Raw genomic sequence first — 24,301 nt, 5'->3', positions numbered from 1 at the left:
CGCGCCTCGTGAGTCTTTTCTTCAGGTTCTGACCTCCGAAAAGACTCACGAGCGGCGGAGCCGCCTACGCTCGTGGGGTGACTCTCGTCGCCGGTATCGATTCGTCAACCCAGTCCTGCAAGGTCGTCGTCCGCGACGCCGCGACCGGCGCTCTCGTGCGCTCCGGACGCGCCAAACACCCGCCCGGCACCGAGGTCGACCCTCAACACTGGGCGGACGCGATGGCCGAGGCGATCGCCGACGCGGGCGGCCTCGACGACGTCGACGCCATCTCTGTCGGAGCCCAACAACACGGCATGATCTGCCTCGACGCCGACGGCGCGGTCGTCCGGCCCGCACTGCTGTGGAACGACACCCGCTCAGCCTCCTCGGCTGCCGACCTCGTGAGCGACCTCGGTGGCGCGCAGGCCTGGACCGATGCGGTCGGTGTGGTTCCGGTCGCCGCGATAACGGCAGCCAAACTGCGCTGGCTTGCCGACAACGAACCCGACGCCGCCGACCGGACCGCAGCGGTCTGCCTGCCGCACGACTGGCTGACCTGGCAGCTCACGGGTGCTGCGGGTCTGGACACGTTGACGACCGACCGGGGTGACGCGAGCGGCACCGGCTACTTCTCGGCCGCGACGAACGCCTACCGAACCGATCTGCTGAGTCTCGCTCTGCGCGGACGCGAGCCGCTGCTACCCCGGGTCGCGGGTCCGTCGGAGGTGGTCGGCCGGGCTTCGTCGACAGGCGCGGCACTCGGTCCGGGTACCGGTGACAACGCCGCAGCCGCGCTTGCGCTCGACGCCCGCGACGGCGATGTGGTCGTATCGATCGGAACATCCGGCGTGGTGTCCGCCGTCTCGACGGTGACGCCGAACGACGCCTCGGGTGAGGTCGCCGCGTTCGCCGACGCGACCGGACGGCAGCTGCCACTGCTGTGCACACTGAACGGTGCGCCGGTGCTCGACGCCATGGCGAAGCTGCTCGGCGTCGACCATGCCCGTTTGGCAGAGCTGGCGTTGGCCTCGGCGAGCGAAGGCTTGGTGCTCGTTCCCTTCCTCGAAGGTGAGCGGACCCCCAATCGTCCTGCTGCAACCGGCGCGATACACGGACTACGGCAACACAATTCGACTCCAGGCCATCTGGCGAGGGCCGCGGTCGAGGGGCTGCTGTGCGGGCTTGCAGACGGCATCGACCGACTGCGGCACCAGGGTGTGCGGACCGACCGCGTGCTGCTCGTCGGCGGCGGCGCGCGCTCCACAGCGATTTGCGAACTCGCGCCTACGATTTTCGGTGTTCCCGTCGCCGTTCCCGAACCGGGCGAATACGTCGCCGATGGTGCTGCTCGACAAGCTGCGTGGGCGTTGTCGGGCAACGTTGAACCGCCGCGCTGGACCCACGCGACGGCGACCGTGTACGACGGTGTCGCGACGCCCGAGATCAGGGAGCGGTACGGGTCGGTCCGCGAGCTGACCGACGGGTCGCCGCTACTCGGCTAGTTGTGCCACCGTCGCTCGTGCGCCGATTGTGTGCAGCGAATCGAGGCCGGCCAGGTAGGCCTCGACGAACCTAGGCTCGTCGATCAGGTCGCCGAACACCGCTCGATCGGTGAGAAATGCGGTGGGGTCCTCGTGTTGCGACGCGGCGAGCGGCATCAGTCGATCGCGCAGTTGGTCGACGATGGTGATCGGTTCACCTTCCTCGTCCACGGCCTCGGCGTACCTTGCCCAACTTGCCACAACCGCTGCCGCGCAGGTGATCTCGCCGCCGGACTCGAGCTGGTGCCTGATGACAGGCAGCAGCCACTTCGGAATTCGATCGGACGATTCGGCACACAGCCGGGCAACGGTATCGCGCACGGACGCGTTCGAGAAGCGCTCGATCAGGGTGTGCTTGTATTCGTCGAGGTCGACGCCGGGTACCGGCCGCAGCGTCGGCGTCGCCTCGTTGTCCATGTACCGCAACAGGAATCGCGCGAACAGCGGATCCTGGGCGACCTCGTGCACAAGTCGGTAACCACTCAGATAGCCGAAGTAGCACATCGATTGATGGCTGGCGTTGAGCAACCTGAGTTTCATCAACTCGTACGGCGCGACATCGTCGACGAGTTGCACACCGACACTGTCGAAGTCGGGGCGGCCGAGTGTGAAGGAGTCTTCGAGCACCCATTGGGTGAACGGTTCGGTCGCTACCGGCCAGGCGTCGTCGATGCCGTACCGCTCTGCGATCTCCGCGGTCGTCGCAGCCGTCGTCGCCGGCGTGATGCGGTCGACCATCGAGTTCGGAAACGCGCCCTCGGTCTCGATCCAGTTTGCGAGATCGGGGTCTCGCAGCCGTGCGAACGCCGTGAACGTCGACCGCGCGATGTGGCCGTTGCCCTCGATGTTGTCGCAGGACATGATCGTGAACGGAGGGAGACCGCGCGCCCGACGGCGAGCGAGCGCCTCGATGACGTAGCCGAAAGTTGTTGCAGGGACGGCATTCGGCACCAGGTCGGCAACGATGGCCGGATTGTCCGCGTCGAACTCGCCCGTCGTCGCCGAGAAGTTGTAGCCGCCTTCAGTGATGGTCAAGGAGACGATGCGGGTCGCCTCGTTCGCCATCGTCGCGATCACCTTCTCCGGATCGTCCGGAGCATAGAGGTATTCGACGATCGACCCGATCACGCGCGCCGTCCACGAACCGTCGGGAGCAGTCACCGCCAGCGTGTAGAGGCAGTCCTGCGCGGCCAGCACGTCGCGCATAGTTCGATCCGACGGGAGTACACCGACCCCGCAGATGCCCCAGTCCCGAGCGCCGCCGCGTTCGAGCAGCGCATCGACGTACATCGCCTGGTGTGCACGGTGGAAACCACCGACGCCGAAATGCACTATGCCGACCGTGATCTCGGAACGGTCGTAGGTCGGCACCGACACCGAATCGGCGAACTGCGCGACCGACTTTGCGTCGAGTCGCACCGAACCCGACTTTCGATCGACCACCGCGGCCATTGCTACCTCCCTGCTACATCGACGACTGCTTTGATACTGCCTTCGATCCGGTCAGCAGCGAGCGCGTCGGCGACCTGATCGAGGGTGAATCTGTGCGTGACCATCGAGTCCAGATCGACGGATCCCGCCTCCACGAGTTCACGGGCCGTCGGCCAGGTGTTGGCATATCGAAACACACCGGTGAGGACCAACTCTCGGGTTTGCAGCAACGACACCGGCATCGACAGCTCGTCGGCGCCCATTCCGACGAGCACGACGGTCCCAGCCGGCCGCACGGCATGCATGCCGTCGACGACGGCTCGCGGGGCACCCGATGCGTCGATGAAGGCGTCGACCCGCAGCGCGCGAACATCAGCGGTGAGCGGATCGAGGACCTCGTGTGCGCCGAACCGTGTCGCGGCCGTTCGCCGACTCGGATCGGGGTCGGAAACGACAACTCGCGTCGCTCCGAAAGCTCTGGCTACCTGCAACGTCACCAATCCGACCGGTCCGGCCCCTGCAATCAAAACGTGCGCGCCTGCGACGACACCCGCCTTACGGACAGCGGCGATTCCCACCGAAAGGGGTTCGAACAGAGCCGCCGCGTCGTTGCTGATCGAGTCCGGAATTCGATGTGCAAACGACGACTGAATCGTGACGAACTCGCACAGCGCACCGTCGACCGGCGGGGTTGCGTAGAACTTCATGTGTGGACACAGGTTGTGCCGGCCTGACCGCGACTCCTCGGAGGTCGGATCGGGGTGCTGTGGCTCGATCGAGACACGCTGACCGATCCGCTCGCCATCGACCTCGGAACCAACCGCGACGATCCTGCCTGCTGCCTCGTGACCGAGTATCAGGGGCGATTCGACGACGTACTCGCCGATTCGGCCGTGCCGGAAGTAGTGCGCGTCGGATCCGCAGACACCCACAGAACTGACTCTGACCAGTACCTCGTCACGCGCGGGCCGTGGCGTCGGGCGCTCCTGCAGCTCGATGACGCCGGGCGCAATCAGCACGCTTGCACGCATCGTTCTCGGCGGCGACTCCGGCGGAGAGAGTGTTGTGTACGTCACATTCTGATGTTAGCGTACGAGAGCAAGCGTGCACGAGCTGAGCATCTGCTCACCGCGAACGCGAAACTCGACGAGGAGTGCGTGTGACAACGGATCCAGTGCGCCCGGGCGCATCCGACGACGTCCGACTGGCCCTGCGAGCGGCGACGCTCTATCACCTCGAAGGTGCGACGCAGGCGGACATCGCCGCGAAACTCGGCGTTTCGAGGCCGACCGCCGGTCGCCTCATCGCACGGGCACGAGCCCAAGGCTTGGTACGGATCGAGATCAGCGTCCCCGACGATCTCCGGTCCGCCGTACACACCGACATCGAACGAGACCTGGAACGCCAGTTCGGTCTCACCGAGGCCGTTGTGATCGGCGATGTGCCCGACGGTTCCGCGACCGGCTACCAACCGCTCGGCCGGTCCGCGGCCGCAGTCCTCGGCCGCCGCCTGCAAGCCGACGACACCCTCGGATTCACCTGGGGCCCGGAGACAGTCGCGGTCGCTCAAGCGCTACGCACCAAAACGACGAAGTGCGCCAACGTCGTTCAGCTCGACGGCTCGATGACGTCGATCGACTATCAGACCGGAGTCGACTACACGCTCGGACGATGCGCGACACAGTTGCAGGCGACCCCCGTCCGACTCCATGCGCCCCTCTACGCCGATCCAGCCACAGTGACTGCGCTGGAACAGGATTCGATCATGGGGCGTGCTCTGAGTCTCGGCCGCAAAGCCGAGGTGATGATGTTCGGCGTCGGTCCGGTGTCGACCTCGACCACACTTTTCGAAGGTAGCTACATCGATACCGCGATCCTCGACGAACTCCGCACGCATGGCGCGGTCGGGGAAATCGGCGGCCGCTTCTATCGCCTCGACGGCAGCATCGTCGACGGTCCACTTCCCGCGCGCACCGTCTCGGTACCGCTCGAAGCGATCCGCGACTGCCGCGCATCGTTACTCGTTTCCGGAGGCGAACTGAAGCACGAGGCAATTTTCGGAGCGCTTGCCGGCGGCATGGCGAAGATCCTCGTCACCGATATCAATTGCGCACAGTGGCTTTTGGAACAAAAGGAGGAATCGGCAACATGAAACCCCGATCGAAGTTGGTCGCAACAGCGCTCGCGATGACCACCGCGATCACCGTTGCAGGCTGCGCAGGCGCCGGTTCCTTCACAGGCGGCGGCGGTGACACGGTCACGGTTGCGATCATCTCGAACTCGCAGATGCAGGACGCCATCAAGCTGTCCGACGAGTTCGAGCGCGACAACCCAGGCATCAAGCTCAAGTTCGTGTCCCTGTCGGAGAACGAAGCGCGCGCCAAAATCACCGCGTCCGTCGCGACCGGCGGCGGTGAGTTCGACGTCGTGATGATCAGCAACTACGAAACTCCGCAGTGGGCCGAGAACGGTTGGCTCACCAATCTTTCCGACTACGCGAAGCAGACGCCCGGCTACGACGAAGACGACTTCATTCCATCCCTGAAGAAGTCACTGTCGTACGAGGGCAGCATGTACTCGGTCCCGTTCTACGGTGAATCGTCGTTCCTGATGTACCGCAAGGACCTCTTCGAACAGGCCGGACTGACGATGCCCGCCGAGCCGACCTGGGAGGAAGTGGCCGGTTACGCCGCGAAGTTGAACGATCCAGGCAACCTCTCCGGCATCTGCCTCCGCGGCAAGCCCGGCTGGGGCGAGGTACTCGCACCGCTCGACACCGTCATCAACGCCTTCGGCGGACGCTGGTTCGACGAGAACTGGAACGCACAGCTGACCAGTCCGGAAGTTGTTCGCGCAGTGAACTTCTACGTGGACACGGTGCGCGACTACGGTCAACCCGGCGCCGCGACGAGCGGCTTCAGCGAATGCGCGACTCAGCTCTCGCAGGGCAATACCGCGATGTGGTACGACTCCACCGCCGCGGTCTCGGTGCTCGAGGACCCGTCGTCGAGCAAGGTTGTCGGGAAGATCGGCTACGCGCCGGCACCATCGGCGGCAAAGAGCGACAACGGTTGGCTGTACTCCTGGTCGCTCGGCATTCCCAAGACGAGCGAAAGGCCCGACGAGGCTTGGAAGTTCGTGGCGTGGATGACCAGCAAAGAGTATCTGCGCAACGTCGGCGAACAGCTCGGCTGGGAGCGAGTACCGCCAGGCAGTCGGCTGTCGACCTACGAGATTCCCGAGTACAAGGAAGCCGCTGCGGCATACGGACCGCCGACTCTCTCGGCGATGGAAAAGGCGGATCCAGAACGTCCGACCGTGCAGCCCGTGCCCTACACCGGAGTCCAGTTCCTCACGATCCCTGAATTCCAAGATCTGGGAACACGGGTCAGTCAGCAGATCAGTGCAGCCGTAGCCGGACGCATCAGCGTCGAGGACGCACTCGAACAAGCACAGCAGTATGCCGAGGTGGTCGGCAAGACCTATCAGGAGGCACAGTAGCCATATCAAGGGCAACAACAGAAGTGGCGGCCGCTACCGCGCCCGAAGCCGAACCGGCGCCGAAACTGAGGTCCAAGCGCGATCACGTCACCCGTGCCGAGAAATGGCGCCTACGTGGACCGCTGCTGCCAGCGCTGATCTTTATGATCGTGATCACGCAGATTCCGTTCCTCGTCACGCTGTACTACTCGACGCAATCCTGGAACCTCGTCCGCCCGGGTTCGCGAAAATTCAACTGGCTCAACAACTACGTCGATGTCTTCAAGGACAGTCAGTTTCGTGAGGTCGCCCTCAACACGGTGATCATGATCGTCGGGACCGTCATCATCTCGGTGATCCTCGGCCTGCTGCTTGCATTGTTGCTCGACCGCCAATTCTTCGGTCGGGGCATCGTGCGGACGCTGCTGATCACGCCCTTCCTTGTGACTCCCGTTGCGGCGGCGCTGATCTGGAAGACGACGATGCTCGACCCGGTCTACGGTCTCATCAACTTCGTCCTGAAACCGTTCGGCGTCGGGCAGGTCGACTGGATCAGTAAGTACCCGCTGGCGTCGGTCATGGCCGACCTCGTGTGGCAGTGGACGCCGTTTATGATGTTGCTGATTCTCGCTGGGCTGCAATCGATGCCACGCGACATCATGGAGGCCGCACGCGTCGACGGCGCCGGTTCCTTCAAACTGTTCCGCGAGCTGACGCTGCCGCACCTCCGTCGATTCATCGAGTTGGGCGCCGTCCTCGGGGCCGTCTACCTCGTCAATACCTTCGACGCGGTCTACATGATGACGTCGGGCGGACCAGGTGTCGCAAGCTCGAACCTGCCCTATTACATCTATCAACGCGCCTTCCTCGGCTTCGACATCGGCCAGGCGGCAGCGATGGGTGTCGTGACAGTTGTTGCCACCATCATCATTTCGACGTTGGCACTGCGCTTGATCTTCAAGAGCTTCACCGGAGCCGAGGAGGCAGCCTGATGAGTACCGTGCTGAACAAAACCGCTGCCGAGACCGCCACGGACACAGCCGCGATTGCCAAGAAGGCCAAGCAGAAGCGCCGGTGGAGTCGCGACTCGATCTGGTCGGTCGTCGCCTGGATCGTGGGACTCGGATTCTTCTTCCCGGTCCTGTGGATGGTGCTCACCGCGTTCAAACAGGAGAGCGATGCGTACACCGATCCGCCATCGGTCATCTTCACCCCGACCCTCGAACAGTTCCGATCCGTGCTGTCGAGCGGGATCGGTACGACGTTGATGAATTCGGCTTTCGCGACCGGCATTTCGACGATGCTGGTCCTGCTGCTCGGCGTCCCCGCAGCGTTCGCACTCTCCCTGCGGCCCGTCAAAGGCACCAAGGACGCTCTGTTCTTCTTTATCAGCACAAAGATGCTTCCCGTAGTCGCTGTGATCATTCCGCTGTACGTGATCGTCGGCGACATCGGCATGCTCGACAACGTCTGGACACTCGTAATCCTCTACACGGCAATGAATCTACCCATCGCCGTCTGGATGATGCGATCGTTCTTCCTCGAAGTACCCAGCGAGCTGCTCGAGGCCGCCAGCATGGACGGCGCCAGCCTCTGGCGAGCGGTCCGCGAAGTGATCCTGCCGTTGGTGTCTCCCGGTATCGCCGCGACCGCCCTGATCTGCGTGATCTTCTCGTGGAACGAATTCTTCTTCGCGGTGAACCTGACAGCCGTTCAGGCTCAGACGATTCCGGTCTTCCTCGTCGGCTTCATCACCGGCCAGGGCCTCTACTGGGCGGAACTGTCGGCAGCTGCCGTACTCACCGCACTGCCGGTCGTGCTCGCAGGCTGGTTCGCACAGAACAAGCTCGTGCGCGGCCTGTCGTTCGGCGCCATCAAATAGCACACTCCCCCAACATCTTTCGTCTGCACACTAGGAGCAACCACCATGGCTGAGATCTCGTACCAGAAAGCGTCCTGCATCTACTCCGGCGCCGACAAGCTAGCCGTCGACTCGCTCGATCTCGAAATCGAAGACGGCGAATGCGTCGTCCTCGTCGGACCTTCCGGTTCAGGTAGGAGCACCGCACTACGGATGCTCGCCGGCCTCGAAGAGATCGACGATGGCAACATCACGATCAACGGAAAGGACATGGTCGGCGTTCCGTCCAAAGACCGCGACATCGCGATGGTGTTCCAGAACTACGCGCTCTACCCGAACAAGACGGTCGGCGAGAACATGGGCTTCGCGCTGAAGATGCGCGGTGTCGACGCCGACGAACGCAAGCGACGCGTCGCCGAGGCCGCAAAAGTTCTCGACCTCACCGAGTACCTCGACCGCAAGCCAGGCAAGCTGTCGGGCGGCCAGCGTCAGCGAGTTGCCATGGGCCGCGCGATCGTTCGCGAACCACAGGTCTTCTGCATGGACGAGCCGCTCAGCAACCTCGACGCCAAATTGCGGGTGCAGACCCGTACTCAGATCGCGGCCCTGCAACGGCGACTCGGAACGACGACCGTCTACGTGACCCACGACCAGGTCGAGGCCATGACAATGGGCGACCGCGTCGCAGTGCTCAAGTTCGGCAAACTGCAACAGTTCAGCTCACCGACCGAACTCTACGATCGGCCTGCCAACGCGTTCGTCGCAGGGTTCATCGGCTCGCCGGCGATGAACCTGTTCAATGCTCGGATCGTCAGCGGTGGGGTCGACATCGCTGGCAGCACAATGGAACTCCCCCGCGAATCGCTGAATCTTCTTGCCTCCAGCGGACTCGTCGCCGTCACCGTCGGGTTGCGACCTGAGCAGCTCGAATTGCGCCGCGACGGAGAAGGTTTCGACGTGACGGTCGAACTGGTCGAGGAGCTGGGTAGCGAGTCCTACGTCTACGCACGCAACTCGGGTTCACCGATCACCGGACTGGACGGTCAACCCGTCACCTTCGTCGCACGCTCAGGCGGGCGCGCACCGGCGAAGCTAGCCGAATCGGTCACCATGCGCGTCAACGAAGGCGGCGTCGTGCACCTGTTCCACCCGGTAACGGGTGAGCGCATCGGGAACTAGCCCACGCCGCCTAGCGGAGGTATTTCACGCCGACGACACCGAGCACGCCGAGCGCGATCAACGCGAGGACGGCCCAGCCCAGACCACCGATCCACCAAACGAGTGCGAACAAGACGATCGCCGGGGACAGAGCGATCAGGGTGATGGTCGGGCTGTCCTTGATCGTCTCCAGAGCGGAGCGCGTCCGGTTCCGGTCGATACCTTTACCTGGCATGGTGAGCTCCTCCGTCGGTAGTCATTCCAGAGTAACGCTCATCGACTGCGTACCGACGACACGAAGAAGGTCGAGCTTGTCGCGTGCATCGGTGCCGGGTCGGGGTGAATAGACCAGCAACTGCTGCGCGGCGTTGGGTGTCAGCAGCTTCTCGCAAATCACTTCCACGAGTCCCACCTCGCGGTGCTGGATCCGCTTGACGTCGGAAACACGTACGGAGACTTCGTGTTCGGTCCACAAACTCTCGAACTCCGCACTTGCCGAGCGCAAGCTGCCGACCAATTCGACGACGTCTTCGTCGCCCGAACGACGCGCCGATGTGGCACGGAGATCCGCAACGTTCCTGCGGCTCAGGTAATCCCAGTCCTCTTGCGGAAACATACCGCGACCCCCTGGGTTCATGAAGTAGCGCCAGAAGTGGTAGCGCTCGAGGCCTCGGTACTCCCTGGCGTCGCCGAAAAGCACAACGTGCATCGGGTTCTGCACGAGGATCTCGCTGAGATCCGAGACCACAGCGGCAGGTACGTCGTCCAGCTTCGCCAGAATGTTCAACATCCCCGGCCCGATGTGCTTGTCGCCAGCGCCCCGCACCGGCGCCGAATATCCAACCAGTACAGATGATCACGCTCGTCGTCAGTCAGGCGCAGCGCCCGGGCCAGAGCGCCGAGCACCTGCAACGACGGGTGCGGTCCACGTGCTTGCTCGAGGCGGGTGTAGTAGTCGGTCGACATACCGGCAAGCGAGGCAACCTCGTCGCGACGCAACCCAGGGGTCCGGCGTCGAACACCCGGCGGCAGACCGACGTCGGACGGTACCAACTGTTCGCGGCGTCGACGCAGGAAGTCGGCGAGCTCGGGTCTGTCCATCATTCCACTGTCCTACAGACCCCCGAGCCCTGCCAGGGATCGCCGATCCCCCGATAGACCGTCTCTGCCGGCGGCGACGCAACCGGACGATGGTGGAACCATGACGAACACACAGACATCGAACGAAGCAGCTATCGCCACTGTTCGACTCGGGCACACCGGTCCGACCGTCGGCCGTATCGGACTCGGCGCCATGGGAATGTCCGGATCGTACGGACCTGCCGACGACGCCGAATCGACAGCAACCATTCACGCGGCCCTCGACTCGGGCGCCAACCTCGTCGACACCGGCGACTTCTACGGATCCGGCCACAACGAAGCGCTGATCGGGAAGGCGCTCGCCGATCGACCTCGCGAGGACTATCTGCTGAGCGTCAAATTCGGCGCGCTGCGTGGGCCGGATGGATCATGGAACGGTTTCGACGCTCGTCCCGAAGCGACGAAGAACTTCGTCACGTACTCGCTGCAGCGGTTGGGCGTCGATCACATCGACATCTATCGCCCAGCCCGCCTGGATCCGACCGTGCCGATCGAAGACACCGTCGGTGCGATCGCCGAACTTGTCGACGCCGGCTACGTCAAGCACATCGGACTCTCGGAGGTCGGTGAGGAGACGATTCGCCGGGCCGCAGCGACCGCACCGATCGCGGATCTGCAGATCGAATACTCCATAGTTTCTCGTAGCATCGAGAACCGAATCCTGGCGACAACCCGCGAGCTCGGCATCGGCATCACCGCATACGGCGTTCTGTCGCGCGGACTGTTGAGCGATGCAGTGCGTTCGGGAAAGACGTTCGGCGCACATGACTTTCGTGCACACAGCCCCCGTTTCCAGGGCGACAATCTCGACCGAAACCTGAAGCTGGTCGAGACCCTGGCCACGATCGCCGAGGGCCACGGCGTCAGCGTCGCACAACTCGCCATCGCGTGGGTCCTCGCTCAGGGTGACGACATTGTCCCTGTCCTCGGCGCCCGCACACGCGCACGGTGGGAGGAGTCGAAAGCCGCGCTCGCTGTCCAGCTTTCGACAACCGAACTCGCCGAGATCGAAAAAGCCGTCCCCGCCGACGAAGTGGCGGGCGAACGTTACGCAGCAGCACAATTCGCGTCGTTGGATAGCGAAAAGTAAGGCAGAACCAAGCACAAGGCCCCCAATCCCGAAGGGACTGGGGATAGGCAAAGGCCCCCAGTCCCTTTCGGGATTGGGGGCCTCTGCTCGTGCGTCCTTTCGGAGGCCCTGACCTCCAAAAAGACTCACAAGCGGCGGAGCCGCCTAGCGGAAATCGTTGCTGAAGCCGTAGTCGTCCAACGGAACCGCAGCACCCGTTCCGGAGCCGAAGCCCTCGGGCGAGTAGTACTGGTCGTCGTAGGACGGCACCGCGTACGCGGCCGCACGTGCCTCTTCGGTCGGCTGAACCTGGATGTTGCGGTAACGGTTGATACCGGTACCGGCAGGGATCAGCTTGCCGATGATCACGTTTTCCTTCAGACCGATCAGCTTGTCGCTGCGGCAGTTGATCGCCGCATCGGTAAGCACACGAGTGGTCTCCTGGAACGACGCTGCCGAGAGCCACGAGTCCGTCGCGAGCGACGCCTTAGTGATACCCATCAGCACCGGACGACCTGCCGCGGGCTCAGCACCCTCGGCGACGACGCGACGGTTGCTCGCCTCGAACTCGGCACGCTCGGTGAGCGAACCAGGCAGGAACTCGGTGGCACCCGAATCGATGATCGTCACGCGACGCAGCATCTGGCGAACGATCACCTCGATGTGCTTGTCGTGGATCGACACACCCTGGCTCCGGTACACCTCCTGGACCTCGTTGACGAGGTGGATCTGCACCTGGCGGGGTCCCATGACACGCAGGACCTCGTGCGGATCCGCCGAGCCTTCCAGCAACTGCTGGCCGACCTCGACATGGTCGCCGTCCGAGAGCAGACGCTCGGAGCCGTCGTCGTGCTTGAAGACACGCAGACGTTGCCGCTTCGAGAGCTTGTCGTAGACAACTTCCTCGCCACCGTCATCCGGGATGATGGTGATCTTGTAGAAGCGATCGTCGTCCTCGAGGCGGACCCGTCCGGACACATCGGCAATCGGAGCCTTGCCCTTCGGCACACGAGCTTCGAAGAGCTCCTGCACACGAGGCAGACCGCCCGTGATGTCCTCGCCGGCCACACCACCCTGGTGGAAGGTACGCATGGTCAGCTGGGTACCGGGCTCACCGATCGACTGAGCGGCGACGATGCCGACCGCTTCGCCGATGTCGACGAGCTTGCCTGTTGCCATCGAGCGGCCGTAACACGTTGCGCAGACGCCCGTGCCCGTGGTGCAGGTGAGCACGGAGCGCACCTTCACCTGGGTGATACCGGCTGCCAGGAGCGCGTCGATCGCGGGATCGCCGAGATCGGCGCCACGCTCGACGACAACGTTGCCTGCCGCGTCGACCGCATTCGCGGCCAACGTACGGGCGTAGGTGCTGGTCTCGACATGTGCGTCGCGAACCAGTGAACCGTCGGCCTGCTTCTCGGCGATGTGCGTCGTGATGCCACGCTCGGTGCCACAGTCGTGCTCGCGCACGATGACGTCCTGCGACACGTCGACCAGACGACGGGTCAGGTAACCCGAGTCCGCGGTACGAAGCGCGGTGTCGGCCAGACCCTTACGAGCACCGTGGGTGTTGATGAAGTACTCGAGAACGGTCAGGCCTTCCTTGAAGGAAGACTTGATCGGACGCGGGATGAACTCACCCTTCGGGTTCGTCACCAGACCCTTCATGCCCGCAAGCGACCGAACCTGAGTCATGTTGCCGGCGGCGCCGGACTTCACGATGATCGGGATCGGGTTGTCGTCGGGATAGTGCGCCTCCATGGCCTTGCCGACCTCGTCGGTCGCCTCGGTCCAGATCTTGACCAACGCGCTGTTGCGCTCCGTGTGGTTCAAAGCGCCACGCTGGTACTTGCGCTCGATCTGATCTGCCTGCGCCTCGAACGCCTCCATGATGGCGGGCTTCTCCGGCGGAACCAGAACATCCGACATCGAGATCGTGACACCCGAACGCGTGGCCCAGTAGAAGCCGGCGTCCTTGAGCTTGTCGACGGTCTGCGCAACGACGATCATCGGGTAGCGCTCGGCGAGATCGTTGATGATCGTTGCCTGACGCTTCTTCGGCATCTGCTCGTTGACGAACGGGTAGTCGGCCGGAAGCAGCTCGTTGAAGAGCACACGTCCGAGCGTCGTTTCCGCGGTCCACGCGTCGCCGCGTCGCCAGCCCTCGGGGAACAGCTTGTCCTCGATTTCGCGGGACGGACGCTGCTGGGTCAGGCGGACCTTGATGGCCGCTCGAACCGACAGCGCGCCACGATCGACGGCCATCTGTGCCTCGGCGGGCGAGGAGTACGCACCCGTCTCAGGCAGGTCGGTGCCTGCCGCGGTGTACGAACCAACCGCGTCGTCCTGCAGACGAGTCAGGTGGTACAGACCCGTAACCATGTCCAGACGCGGCATGGCCAACGGACGACCCGATGCCGGCGAGAGGATGTTGTTCGACGACAGCATCAGGATGCGCGCCTCGGCCTGAGCCTCGGCGGACAGCGGAAGGTGCACGGCCATCTGGTCACCGTCGAAGTCGGCGTTGAACGCCTCACAGACGAGCGGGTGCAGCTGAATTGCCTTGCCTTCGACCAACTGTGGCTCGAATGCCTGAATACCCAAGCGGTGCAGCGTAGGTGCGCGGTTCAGCAGCACAGGGTGCTCGGCGATGACCTCTTCGAGAACATCCCACACCTGCGAACGCTGACGCTCGACCATGCGCTTTGCCGACTTGATGTTCTGCGCGTGGTTGAGATCGACCAGGCGCTTCATCACGAACGGCTTGAACAGCTCGAGTGCCATCAGCTTCGGCAGACCACACTGGTGCAGCTTCAGCTGAGGACCGACGACGATCACGGAACGACCCGAGTAGTCGACGCGCTTACCGAGCAGGTTCTGACGGAAACGACCCTGCTTGCCCTTGAGCAGATCGCTCAGCGACTTCAGCGGGCGGTTACCCGGACCGGTGACCGGACGTCCACGACGACCGTTGTCGAACAGTGCGTCGACGGACTCCTGCAACATCCGCTTCTCGTTGTTGACGATGATCTCGGGAGCACCGAGATCGATCAGTCGCTTGAGGCGGTTGTTGCGGTTGATCACGCGGCGGTACAGATCGTTGAGGTCGGACGTCGCGAAACGGCCACCGTCGAGCTGAACCATCGGACGCAGCTCCGGCGGGATCACCGGGACAGCGTCGAGAACCATGCCCATCGGCGAGTTGCCCGACATCTGGAAGGCCGCAACGACCTTCAGACGCTTGAGCGCACGCAGCTTCTTCTGGCCCTTGCCGCTACGGATGGTCTCCCTGAGGATCTCCGCTTCGGCGTGGATGTCGAAGTTCTGCATCAGCTTCTGGATGGACTCCGCGCCCATCGCGCCGGTGAAGTACTCGCCGTAGCGGTCGATCAGCTCACGGTAGAGAACTTCGTCGACGATGAGCTGCTTCGGAGACAGCTTGACGAAGGTGCTCCAGATCTCGTCGAGACGATCCAGCTCGCGCTGTGAACGGTCGCGCAGCTGACGCATTTCGCGCTCGCCGCCGTCCTTCACCTTGCGACGAACATCGGACTTCGCGCCCTCTGCTTCGAGTTCGGCGAGATCGGCTTCGAGCTTCTGCGCACGAGCCTCCAGATCGGCATCGCGCTGATCGCCGACAGCCTTCTTCTCGACCTCCATCTCGGCTTCGAGAGTGGAGAGCTCGTTGTGGCGCAGCTCGTCGTCGACGGCCGTGATGACGTACGCGGCGAAGTAGATGATCTTTTCCAGATCCTTCGGCGCGAGGTCGAGCAGGTAGCCCAACCGCGACGGCACACCCTTGAAGTACCAGATGTGCGTGACCGGAGCGGCGAGCTCGATATGGCCCATCCGCTCGCGGCGAACCTTCGCACGGGTCACCTCGACGCCGCAGCGCTCACAGATGATGCCCTTGAAGCGCACGCGCTTGTACTTGCCGCAGTAGCATTCCCAGTCCCGTGTGGGACCGAAGATCTTCTCGCAGAACAAGCCGTCCTTCTCTGGCTTGAGCGTGCGGTAGTTGATGGTCTCCGGCTTCTTGACCTCACCGAACGACCACTGACGAATATCGTCAGCGGTAGCAAGGCCGATCCGGAGTTCATCGAAGAAGTTGACGTCTAGCACGTAACTTCCTTTCCCCTGTACGGGTTCAGTTGCTGCAAATTCTCAAAGTTGCGGTGAACCGATGTGGCATTCGTCCCGGTAAGCGGTGCGAATGCCACATCGGCACACGTCCTAGTTCGCGAGGTCGTCGGCCGTCGCAGCTTCGTTCCTGGAAAGGTTGATTCCCAGGTTCGCTGCGGCACGCTCGAGATCTTCGTCGTCGCCGTCGGCCATCGTGATGGCTGCACCGTCCGAGGACAGCACCTCCACGTTGAGGCACAACGACTGCAGCTCCTTGAGGAGCACCTTGAACGACTCGGGGATACCAGGCTCAGGGATGTTCTCGCCCTTGACGATCGCCTCGTACACCTTCACGCGACCGACCACGTCGTCCGACTTGATGGTCAGCAGTTCCTGCAGCGTGTAAGCCGCGCCGTAGGCCTGCATCGCCCAGCACTCCATCTCACCGAAGCGCTGGCCACCGAACTGGGCCTTACCACCGAGGGGCTGCTGCGTGATCATCGAGTACGGCCCGGTCGAACGAGCGTGGATCTTGTCGTCGACCAAGTGGTGCAGCTTGATGATGTACATGTAGCCGACCGAAACCGGGTACGGGAACGGCTCGCCGGAACGCCCGTCGAACAACGTCGCCTTACCGTCGGCGCCGACCATCTGCACACCGTCACGGTTGGGCAGCGTCGACTCCAGCAGACCTGTGAGTTCCTTCTCCTGCGCACCGTCGAACACCGGAGTCGCGATGTTCGAATCGGGACCCGCAGCCAGCATCTCTTCGGGAAGAGTTGCTGCCCAGTCGGGACGCGTTCCGTCACTTGCGATCTGGATGTTCCAGCCGGTCTTGCCGATCCACCCGAGGTGGGTCTCCAAGATCTGACCGATGTTCATACGACGCGGCACACCGTGCGTGTTCAGGATGATGTCGACAGGGGTTCCGTCGGGCAGGAACGGCATGTCCTCAGCGGGGAGGATCTTGCCGATGACGCCCTTGTTGCCGTGTCGGCCTGCGAGCTTGTCGCCGTCCTGAATCTTGCGCTTCTGTGCCACGTACACGCGGACCAGTTCGTTGACGCCGGGAGGCAGATCGTCGTCGTCATCGCGGGAGAACACCCGGATGCCGATGACCTTGCCGGACTCGCCGTGCGGAACCTTGAGCGACGTGTCACGAACCTCGCGGGCCTTCTCACCGAAGATCGCGCGCAACAGGCGCTCTTCCGGCGTCAGCTCCGTCTCGCCCTTCGGCGTGACCTTGCCGACCAGCACGTCGCCGTCACGAACCTCGGCACCGATGCGGACGATGCCGCGATCGTCGAGATCCGCGAGGACCTCGTCGGAGACGTTCGGGATGTCCCGAGTGATCTCCTCTGCGCCCAGCTTCGTGTCGCGAGCATCGATCTCGTGCTCTTCGATGTGGATCGAGGTGAGAACGTCCTCTTCCACGAGGCGCTGCGACAGGATGATCGCGTCCTCGTAGTTGTGGCCTTCCCACGGCATGATCGCCACGAGCAGGTTCTTGCCGAGTGCCATTTCACCGTTTTCGGTGCATGGTCCGTCGGCGAGTACCTGGCCCTTCTCGACCCGTGCACCCTCGTCCACGATCGGCCGCTGGTTCGCGCAGGTGCCCTGGTTGGAGCGAGCGAACTTCCGCATCCGGTAGCTCTTGCGAGTGCCGTCGTCGGCCATCACCGTGACGTAGTCGGCCGAAACCTCTTCGACCACACCGCTCTTCTCGGTGATGATGACGTCGCCTGCGTCGATCGCCGCACGCAGTTCCATGCCGGTGCCGACGAGCGGCGCCTCGGAACGAACGAGCGGAACCGCCTGACGCTGCATGTTCGCACCCATCAGGGCGCGGTTTGCATCGTCGTGCTCGAGGAACGGAATCATCGCGGTTGCGACGGACACCATCTGTCGCGGCGAGACGTCCATGTAGTCGACGTTGGTCGACAGGACGAACTCGACTTCGCCACCCTTACGACGAACGAGAATGCGCTCGTCGGTGAAGTGACCGTCGGCGTCGATCGGCGAGTTCGCCTGAGCAACGACGTGGCGGTCCTCTTCGTCGGCGGTGAGGTAGTCGACGTGATCGGTGACCTGACCCTCGACGACCTTGCGGTACGGCGTCTCGATGAAGCCGAACGGGTTGACCCGCGCGTACACCGACAGCGAACCGATCAGGCCGATGTTCGGGCCTTCAGGGGTCTCGATCGGGCACATACGGCCGTAGTGGCTGTGGTGCACGTCGCGAACCTCGAGGCCGGCACGCTCACGGGACAGACCACCGGGACCAAGAGCCGACAGGCGACGCTTGTGGGTGAGACCCGACAACGGGTTGTTCTGGTCCATGAACTGCGACAGCTGCGAAGTTCCGAAGAACTCCTTGATCGCGGCGACGACGGGACGGATGTTGATCAGGGTCTGCGGCGTGATCGCCTCGACGTCCTGAGTCGTCATCCGCTCGCGCACGACGCGCTCCATACGAGACAGACCGACGCGGATCTGATTCTGGATCAGCTCGCCGACCGTACGAAGACGACGATTACCGAAGTGATCGATGTCGTCGACCTCGACGGGAACCTCGATGCCACCGGGAGCCGTCATCGACTGATCGCCCGCATGCAGGTGGACCAGGTACTCGATGGTGGCGACGATGTCTTCTTCGGTGAGAACCGACGACGTGATCGGCTCGCCCGTGTGAATGCCGAGCTTCTTGTTGATCTTGTAGCGACCGACACGAGCCAGGTCGTAGCGCTTCTCCTTGAAGAACAGGTTCTCCAGCAGAGTCTGCGCGCTCTCCTTCGTGGGCGGCTCGCCCGGACGCAGCTTGCGGTAGATGTCGAGCAGGGCCTCGTCGGTACCTGCTGTGTTGTCCTTCTCGAGGGTCGCCATCATGATCTCGGAGAAGCCGAAGCGCTCCGTGATCTGCTCGGTGGACCAACCCAGTGCCTTCAGCAGCACGGTGACCGGCTGACGACGCTTGCGATCGATACGAACACCAACGGTGTCGCGCTTGTCCACGTCGAACTCGAGCCATGCGCCACGACCCGGAATGACCTTCACGCTGTGGAGGTCTTTTTCCGTCGTCTTGTCGATGTTGTGCTCGAAGTACACACCCGGCGAACGAACGAGCTGGCTGACTACCACGCGCTCGGTGCCGTTGATGATGAACGTGCCCTTGTCGGTCATCATCGGGAAATCTCCCATGAAGACCGTCTGGCTCTTGATCTCGCCAGTGTTGTTGTTGATGAATTCGGCGGTGACGAACAACGGCGCCGCGTAGGTCATGTCCTTGTCTTTGCACTCATCGGTCGAGGCCTTGACCTCGTCGAAGCGTGGGTCCGAGAAGGACAACGACATGGATCCCGAGAAGTCCTCGATCGGGGACAGCTCGGTGAGGATCTCCTCCAAACCACCTGCGAGTGCGTTGTCGCCGCGTGCGGTTGCACGTTCACGCCAAGCCGGCGAACCGACCAACCATTCGAACGAATCTGTTTGTAGGTCGAGCAACCCAGGAACTTCCAGGGGCTCACGAATCTTTGCAAAAGAAACCCTAGGCGGGGCTCCGGGAATACCGGCATTGGCCTTGGTCTGGCTAGAGACTGCCAAGATGCGTCCTTCCAGCACCTCACGCGGGCCACGCAAATCGCGTGACCTTCGCTCGTATCTGCTTGTTCTGCGGGGCGTTTTCTAAACTGATCGGGCACGGAGCTGGATGACGCCCGAACGGAAATACGCCCGCAACATGAAGTAAGCGGCACCCGAGAGTGACACTTTCAGCTAAGCAGTTGAGGGGTGGACAGGAGGCAGCCAGCGCAACGTCCAAAACTACACCGAATCTCGACGTATGTCGAGCGGCGCACCAAAAGTAACATCCGAGCTGGGCGTCCGTGCGGTAACGACGCTGGTTGCCAGCGAGCAGTAATACAAATCACTGCTCTGGCGAAGCACCGCTCGGCCCGCGATCTCTCGCATGTCTCGCCACTAGAGTGACGCCTCATCCCGCCCGCGTCAAGGCTTCTTACGGCGTTTTACGCAATCCGATCAGGGGAAATGCGCCATGCATCGCCGCTCCATCGTTTTGGAACGCAAAATCCGCCGAGGCTCAGGAAAACCTGGCCTCGACGGATCTCGAGTCGAACGCTATTGCTTGCGCAGGGAAGGCGAAGATTCGTAGCCGCCCTCGTTGTAAGTCGGCAGCACCTGGGTGTCCTGGTTGCTGTTGTCGTACTGATCGCCGTTGTCGTACTGATCGCCGTTGTCGTAGGTCGAGTACTGCTGCGTGTCCTGCGTTGCGTCGAGGTCGTTCTGGATCGCGACCTGAGCGGCGTGCGGCAGCGTGTGCATGATCTCGCGAACTCGGGCCTGGCGGCGATCGATCGCCTTGCGGTGCGGCATACCCGGCGTTGCGACCATCTGCGGCACGATGCCCTCGACGTCTTCCACGCCACCGGCATGGTGACCGGCATCGGCGAGAGCCTGCTCCTGCGCCATCTGCGCCTCGTCCTTTTCCTCGGACATACCGATCGGACCGATCATCCGACCGTTGAGGAACTGCTTGACGACGGGCTCGTCGGAGGTCAACAGCACTTCGCGGGGTCCGAACATCACCAGGTTGCGACGGAACAGCATGCCGATGTTGTCCGGCACCGTACGAGCGAGGTTGATGTTGTGCGACACGATCAGGAACGTCGCGTCGATCTGCGCGTTGATGTCGAGGAACAACTGGCTGATGTAGGTCGTACGCACCGGATCGAGACCCGAGTCGGGCTCGTCGACCAGGATGATCTCCGGATCGAGTACCAGAGCACGCGCCAGGCCGGCGCGCTTGCGCATACCGCCGGAGATCTCGCCGGGCAGCTTGCCCTCGGCGCCGGTCAGACCGACCAGGTCCAACTTCTCCATGACGACCTTGCGGATGTCGGATTCGGACTTCTTGGTGTGCTCGCGCAACGGGAACGCCACGTTGTCGAACAGGTCCATCGAGCCGAAGAGTGCGCCGTCCTGGAAGAGGACGCCGAACAGTTTGCGGATCTCGTACAGCTCCTTGTTGGAGCACGTCGTGATGTTGGTGTCACCGATGAAGATCTCGCCCTCTTCGGGCTTGAGCAGACCGATCAGCGACTTCAGGAACACGGACTTACCCGTGCCCGACGGGCCGACCATCAGGCTGATCTCACCCGGAGGGATGTTCAGCGTGACGTTCTGCCAGATATTTTGCCGTCCGAAAGACTTACTGATGCCTTCGGTCCTGACTGCTACGCCCACGCCAACCTCCACATTCGAACAGACACAACCCATCGACACGAGCCTGACCCGAGCCATTGTGCGTTCGGACACTGTATCCCAAGGGGTGTGCCTCAGGTGACAGTGCTTGCAAACCCGCAACACAAACGAAAGCGGGCGACCCCCGAAGGGATCGCCCGCCTGGCGTAGGCGCTCGACGCGCGTTTCGCCGAACTACTTGACGGACACCTTGGCGCCGGCGCCTTCGAGCTTCGCCTTTGCAGCCTCGGCTGCGTCCTTGGCAACCTTCTCCAGGATGGCCTTCGGAGCGCTCTCGACGAGGTCCTTGGCTTCCTTGAGGCCCAGGCCGGAGACGATCTCGCGAACGACCTTGATGACCTGGATCTTCTTGTCGCCGGCACCCTCGAGGATGACGTCGAACTCGTCCTGCTCCTCGGCTGCCTCAGCGGCTGCCGGGGGTCCGCCTGCGGCTGCAACAGCAACCGGAGCAGCGGCGGTGACCTCGAAGGTCTCCTCGAATGCCTTGACGAACTCCGAGAGCTCGAGCAGGGTCAGTTCCTTGAAAGCGTCGAGCAACTCATCGGTGGTGAGCTTCGCCATGATGGCGGTCCTTCCTTTTGGTTCCAGTCGCTGATCCCGCGACCTGGATTGCACGCGCAGCGTGCGTGGTGGTTATGCGTGATGCGCGGGTGCGGATCAGCTTTCGGTAGCAACTTCGGCAGCGTCGGTCGCTTCGGCGGCTTCGGAAACCGCCGGAGCACCCTCTGCTGCTTGCCTCTTCTCCTGCAACGCAACGGCCAAGCGGGCCACCTGCGATGCGGGAGCGTTGAACAGAACTGCGGCCTTGACCAAGTTGCCCTTCATCGCGCCGGCAAGCTTCGCCAACAGGATCTCGCGAGACTCGAGGTCCGCGATCCGGTTGATCTCGTCCACGGACAGCGCACGGCCGTCCATGTAGCCGCCCTTGACGATCAGCGCCTTGTTGTCCTTCGCGAAGGCTTTGATCGCCTTCGCTGCGTCGACCGGTTCGCCGTTGACGAATGCAATGGCGGTCGGACCGACGAACAAGTCGTCGAGGCCTTCTACGCCCGCTTCAGCAGCGGCACGCTTGACCAGGGTGTTCTTGGCGACGGAGTAGGTAGCGTTCGCGCCGAGCGCACGCCGCAGATCAGTGATCTTTCCTACGGACAGACCACGGTATTCCGTGACAACCGCTGCGGTGGAACCTTTGAACTGCTCCGTGATCTCCGCTACCGCGGTGACCTTCTCAGGCTTTGCCATACTTCGCCTCCTCTCGTGACGGTCAGTACTTCTTGGACCCTGTTCGACCGAAAGCCGTTGGTGGTCAGGCAAAGTACGAAGGGAGGAGAGAATGCAAAACGCCCCGGTGCAGGGCACACGGGGCGTATGAGGACGCAACGCAAAAGCATCGCAATCCCTACCTCGATCTCCTGCGTGGGTCGCCGGACAATGCTTTCCGGACCTTCAACTGCGCTTCTGGTAGAAATCCCAGAATCACAGTGACCAACGGTCTTGGGTAGAACGTGATTGGGTGGCTATCGAAATGCTCGACGGCCGTCCGACAGCGTACCCGACCCAGGCGCGAACAGCCAAAACGCTTACAGTCGGGCGGAGAACGACCGACGACGACTGTGAGGGTCACCGATGACGCAGGACATTCGACGCGGCACAGCGGACGCCAACGGACTGACGCTCGCATACGAGGACATGGGCGATATCGGCGCACCGCCGGTGCTGCTCATCATGGGGTTCAGCGCACAGCTCACACTGTGGCCAACCGAGTTCTGCGACCAACTTGTCGATGCAGGCTACCGAGTGATCCGTTTCGACAATCGCGACATCGGCCTCTCGACCAAGATGGACGGAACCCGGGTATCCGGCTCGATGCTGCTGCGCATGGCGCTCTTCGAACTCGGCCGGCCAAGCGCTGTGCCGTACACCCTCCCCGACATGGCCGCCGATACCCGAGGCCTGCTCGACCACCTCGGCATCGACTCGGCCCACGTCGTCGGCGCATCGATGGGCGGGATGATCGCCCAGGTGCTCGCCGCCCAGAGTCCGGATCGCGTCCGCACCCTCGGCATCATCTTCTCGAGCACGAACCAGCCGTTCCTACCGCCTCCCGCGCCCCTCGCGCTCAAGGCACTGCTCTCCAGCCCCGGCAAGAACCCGACGCGAGACGACGTCGTCAAGCTGATCATGCGAGGTCAACAAGCAATCGGCAGCCCCGCGTATCGGGTGTCCGCCGAGGTCGCCGCCCAACGCGCGGGCGAGAGTTACGACCGCAGCTACCACCCGGCAGGCGTCGTCCGGCAGTTCGGCGCGGTCACAGGTAGCGGCAGCCTGCTTCGCTTCACAAAGAAGATCGACAAGCCGACCGTCGTGATTCACGGTGCCAAGGACCCACTCATCCGTCCTGCGGCAGGCAAGGCCGTCGCTCGCGCGATCAAAGGTTCGACGCTGCACATCATCGACGGCATGGGCCACGACCTACCCGTAGAACTGCTGCCGAAGATCACCGGCCTACTCGTGGACAACTTCGAGCGTGCTTAGTCGACGGTGTCTGCGTCGATAATCTCCGCGACGTCGGCCGCTTCCGCGATGTCGCGCTCGCTCCTGACAGTCCGCGGCGCAGGTCTGCGCTTCATCCCCGGCATCCGCATCGCGAAATCGCGCAACGGCTCGACAGCGACCGACAGCAACTGCGCCGACTCGTCCACCGCCTTGATCGGACGGTCCAGTGATTCGATCACCGGACCGATCCTCGCGATACGTTCCAAAGAGTCGGTGACGCGTTCGATGATGCCGCCGTCTTCGACGAGCTGCTGGATCAAACCCTGCTCTGCAAGTAGCTGATCAAGCACACCGCCCTTGGCAAGAACTCGTTCCAGCGCACCGTCGTCGGACAGCAGACGCTCCAACGGACCACCCGGTGCCGTGACGCGATCCACCGCGCCACCGGGCTCCATCAACCGGTCCAACGGGCCGCCGGGGGTCGACAGTCTCGCGACGATCCCGTCCTCGGCGAGCAACCTATCCAGCACTCCACCGGGTGCCAACGCCTTGCCGAGCGGTTGGTCGGCGGCCGTCATCGTCGACACCTGATTCGCCATCCGAAGCGGACCATCGGGGTCGACCAATTTGGCAACACCGATACTCGCCTCGCCGAACGCGACAGCAACACGGACGGGGAACGTAATCATGTCGAACAGACCCATGAACGCAAACCCTACTTCAGGCCCCGAGGCCGAATGCAGT

General features: G+C 63.0%; 17 protein-coding genes and 1 pseudogene. 8 read left to right on the top strand and 10 right to left on the bottom strand.

Going from position 1 to position 24,301, the window contains the following annotated elements; all coding sequences use genetic code 11:
- The first annotated feature begins 77 nt into the window (after positions 1-77).
- Complete coding sequence (gene xylB, locus ACHIRB_RS01300; RefSeq protein ID WP_395123255.1) at positions 78-1,484, top strand: xylulokinase; 1,407 nt, start codon at positions 78-80, stop codon at positions 1,482-1,484.
- On the opposite strand, the gene ACHIRB_RS01295 is transcribed toward xylB, so the two are convergent.
- Positions 1,473-2,975, bottom strand: a complete 1,503-nt coding sequence (locus ACHIRB_RS01295) for a mannitol dehydrogenase family protein (RefSeq protein ID WP_395113589.1) — start codon at positions 2,973-2,975, stop codon at positions 1,473-1,475. The two genes, xylB and ACHIRB_RS01295, sit on opposite strands and share 12 nt — an antisense overlap.
- Positions 2,976-2,977: 2 nt before the next feature.
- Positions 2,978-3,985 carry an NAD(P)-dependent alcohol dehydrogenase gene (locus ACHIRB_RS01290; RefSeq protein WP_395123294.1) on the bottom strand — a complete coding sequence of 336 codons (1,008 nt, stop codon included), beginning with the start codon at positions 3,983-3,985 and terminating at the stop codon, positions 2,978-2,980.
- Between the two features lie 128 nt (positions 3,986-4,113).
- Here ACHIRB_RS01290 and ACHIRB_RS01285 point away from each other — a divergent pair, with 128 nt between their 5' ends.
- The 5 genes from ACHIRB_RS01285 to ACHIRB_RS01265 all read left to right on the top strand — a co-directional run bounded on the left by ACHIRB_RS01285 (position 4,114) and on the right by ACHIRB_RS01265 (position 9,474).
- Positions 4,114-5,106 carry a sugar-binding transcriptional regulator gene (locus ACHIRB_RS01285; RefSeq protein ID WP_395123254.1) on the top strand — a complete coding sequence of 331 codons (993 nt, stop codon included), beginning with the start codon at positions 4,114-4,116 and terminating at the stop codon, positions 5,104-5,106.
- On the top strand, positions 5,103-6,455 hold the full coding sequence (locus tag ACHIRB_RS01280; RefSeq protein ID WP_395123253.1) for an ABC transporter substrate-binding protein: 1,353 nt from the start codon (positions 5,103-5,105) through the stop codon (positions 6,453-6,455). Before ACHIRB_RS01285 ends, ACHIRB_RS01280 begins: the two co-directional genes overlap by 4 nt.
- Positions 6,456-6,520: 65 nt before the next feature.
- Entirely contained in the window at positions 6,521-7,426 is a 906-nt protein-coding gene (locus tag ACHIRB_RS01275) for a carbohydrate ABC transporter permease (protein WP_395113601.1), read from the top strand.
- On the top strand, positions 7,426-8,316 hold the full coding sequence (locus ACHIRB_RS01270; RefSeq protein WP_395123252.1) for a carbohydrate ABC transporter permease: 891 nt from the start codon (positions 7,426-7,428) through the stop codon (positions 8,314-8,316). The genes ACHIRB_RS01275 and ACHIRB_RS01270 overlap by 1 nt, the downstream gene beginning before the upstream one ends.
- A 45-nt stretch (positions 8,317-8,361) precedes the next feature.
- Positions 8,362-9,474 carry an ABC transporter ATP-binding protein gene (locus ACHIRB_RS01265; protein WP_395123251.1) on the top strand — a complete coding sequence of 371 codons (1,113 nt, stop codon included), beginning with the start codon at positions 8,362-8,364 and terminating at the stop codon, positions 9,472-9,474.
- Positions 9,475-9,484: 10 nt separating this feature from the next.
- Here the strand turns inward: ACHIRB_RS01265 and ACHIRB_RS01260 are convergent, their stop codons facing one another.
- Complete coding sequence (locus ACHIRB_RS01260; protein WP_395113582.1) at positions 9,485-9,688, bottom strand: hypothetical protein; 204 nt, start codon at positions 9,686-9,688, stop codon at positions 9,485-9,487.
- A gap of 21 nt (positions 9,689-9,709) precedes the next feature.
- Positions 9,710-10,554, bottom strand: a pseudogene (locus ACHIRB_RS01255) (helix-turn-helix transcriptional regulator).
- 100 nt (positions 10,555-10,654) lie between these two features.
- Between ACHIRB_RS01255 and ACHIRB_RS01250 the strand changes: the two are divergent.
- Positions 10,655-11,683, top strand: a complete 1,029-nt coding sequence (locus ACHIRB_RS01250) for an aldo/keto reductase (RefSeq protein ID WP_395123250.1) — start codon at positions 10,655-10,657, stop codon at positions 11,681-11,683.
- A gap of 144 nt (positions 11,684-11,827) precedes the next feature.
- Here the strand turns inward: ACHIRB_RS01250 and ACHIRB_RS01245 are convergent, their stop codons facing one another.
- The 5 genes from ACHIRB_RS01245 to rplJ all read right to left on the bottom strand — a co-directional run bounded on the left by ACHIRB_RS01245 (position 11,828) and on the right by rplJ (position 22,303).
- Positions 11,828-15,784, bottom strand: coding sequence for a DNA-directed RNA polymerase subunit beta' (locus tag ACHIRB_RS01245; protein ID WP_199703505.1), 3,957 nt, complete (start codon positions 15,782-15,784; stop codon positions 11,828-11,830).
- 111 nt (positions 15,785-15,895) lie between these two features.
- Positions 15,896-19,402, bottom strand: coding sequence for a DNA-directed RNA polymerase subunit beta (rpoB, locus tag ACHIRB_RS01240; protein ID WP_395113599.1), 3,507 nt, complete (start codon positions 19,400-19,402; stop codon positions 15,896-15,898).
- A gap of 516 nt (positions 19,403-19,918) precedes the next feature.
- Positions 19,919-21,076, bottom strand: coding sequence for an ABC transporter ATP-binding protein (locus ACHIRB_RS01235; protein WP_395113598.1), 1,158 nt, complete (start codon positions 21,074-21,076; stop codon positions 19,919-19,921).
- 159 nt (positions 21,077-21,235) lie between these two features.
- Entirely contained in the window at positions 21,236-21,622 is a 387-nt protein-coding gene (gene rplL, locus ACHIRB_RS01230) for a 50S ribosomal protein L7/L12 (protein ID WP_199703507.1), read from the bottom strand.
- A 96-nt stretch (positions 21,623-21,718) separates the two neighbouring features.
- Positions 21,719-22,303, bottom strand: a complete 585-nt coding sequence (gene rplJ / locus ACHIRB_RS01225) for a 50S ribosomal protein L10 (protein WP_395123249.1) — start codon at positions 22,301-22,303, stop codon at positions 21,719-21,721.
- A 384-nt stretch (positions 22,304-22,687) separates the two neighbouring features.
- On the opposite strand from rplJ, the gene ACHIRB_RS01220 reads away from it, so the two are divergent.
- Positions 22,688-23,596 carry an alpha/beta fold hydrolase gene (locus ACHIRB_RS01220; RefSeq protein WP_395123248.1) on the top strand — a complete coding sequence of 303 codons (909 nt, stop codon included), beginning with the start codon at positions 22,688-22,690 and terminating at the stop codon, positions 23,594-23,596.
- Here the strand turns inward: ACHIRB_RS01220 and ACHIRB_RS01215 are convergent.
- The coding region (locus ACHIRB_RS01215) for a hypothetical protein (protein ID WP_395127586.1) at positions 23,593-24,301 on the bottom strand (709 nt) is incomplete at its 5' end. The two genes, ACHIRB_RS01220 and ACHIRB_RS01215, sit on opposite strands and share 4 nt — an antisense overlap.

The organism is Antrihabitans spumae, assembly GCF_043944905.1.
GTDB lineage: Bacteria > Actinomycetota > Actinomycetes > Mycobacteriales > Mycobacteriaceae > Antrihabitans > Antrihabitans spumae.
This window is presented reverse-complemented; position numbering and strand designations above follow the sequence as displayed.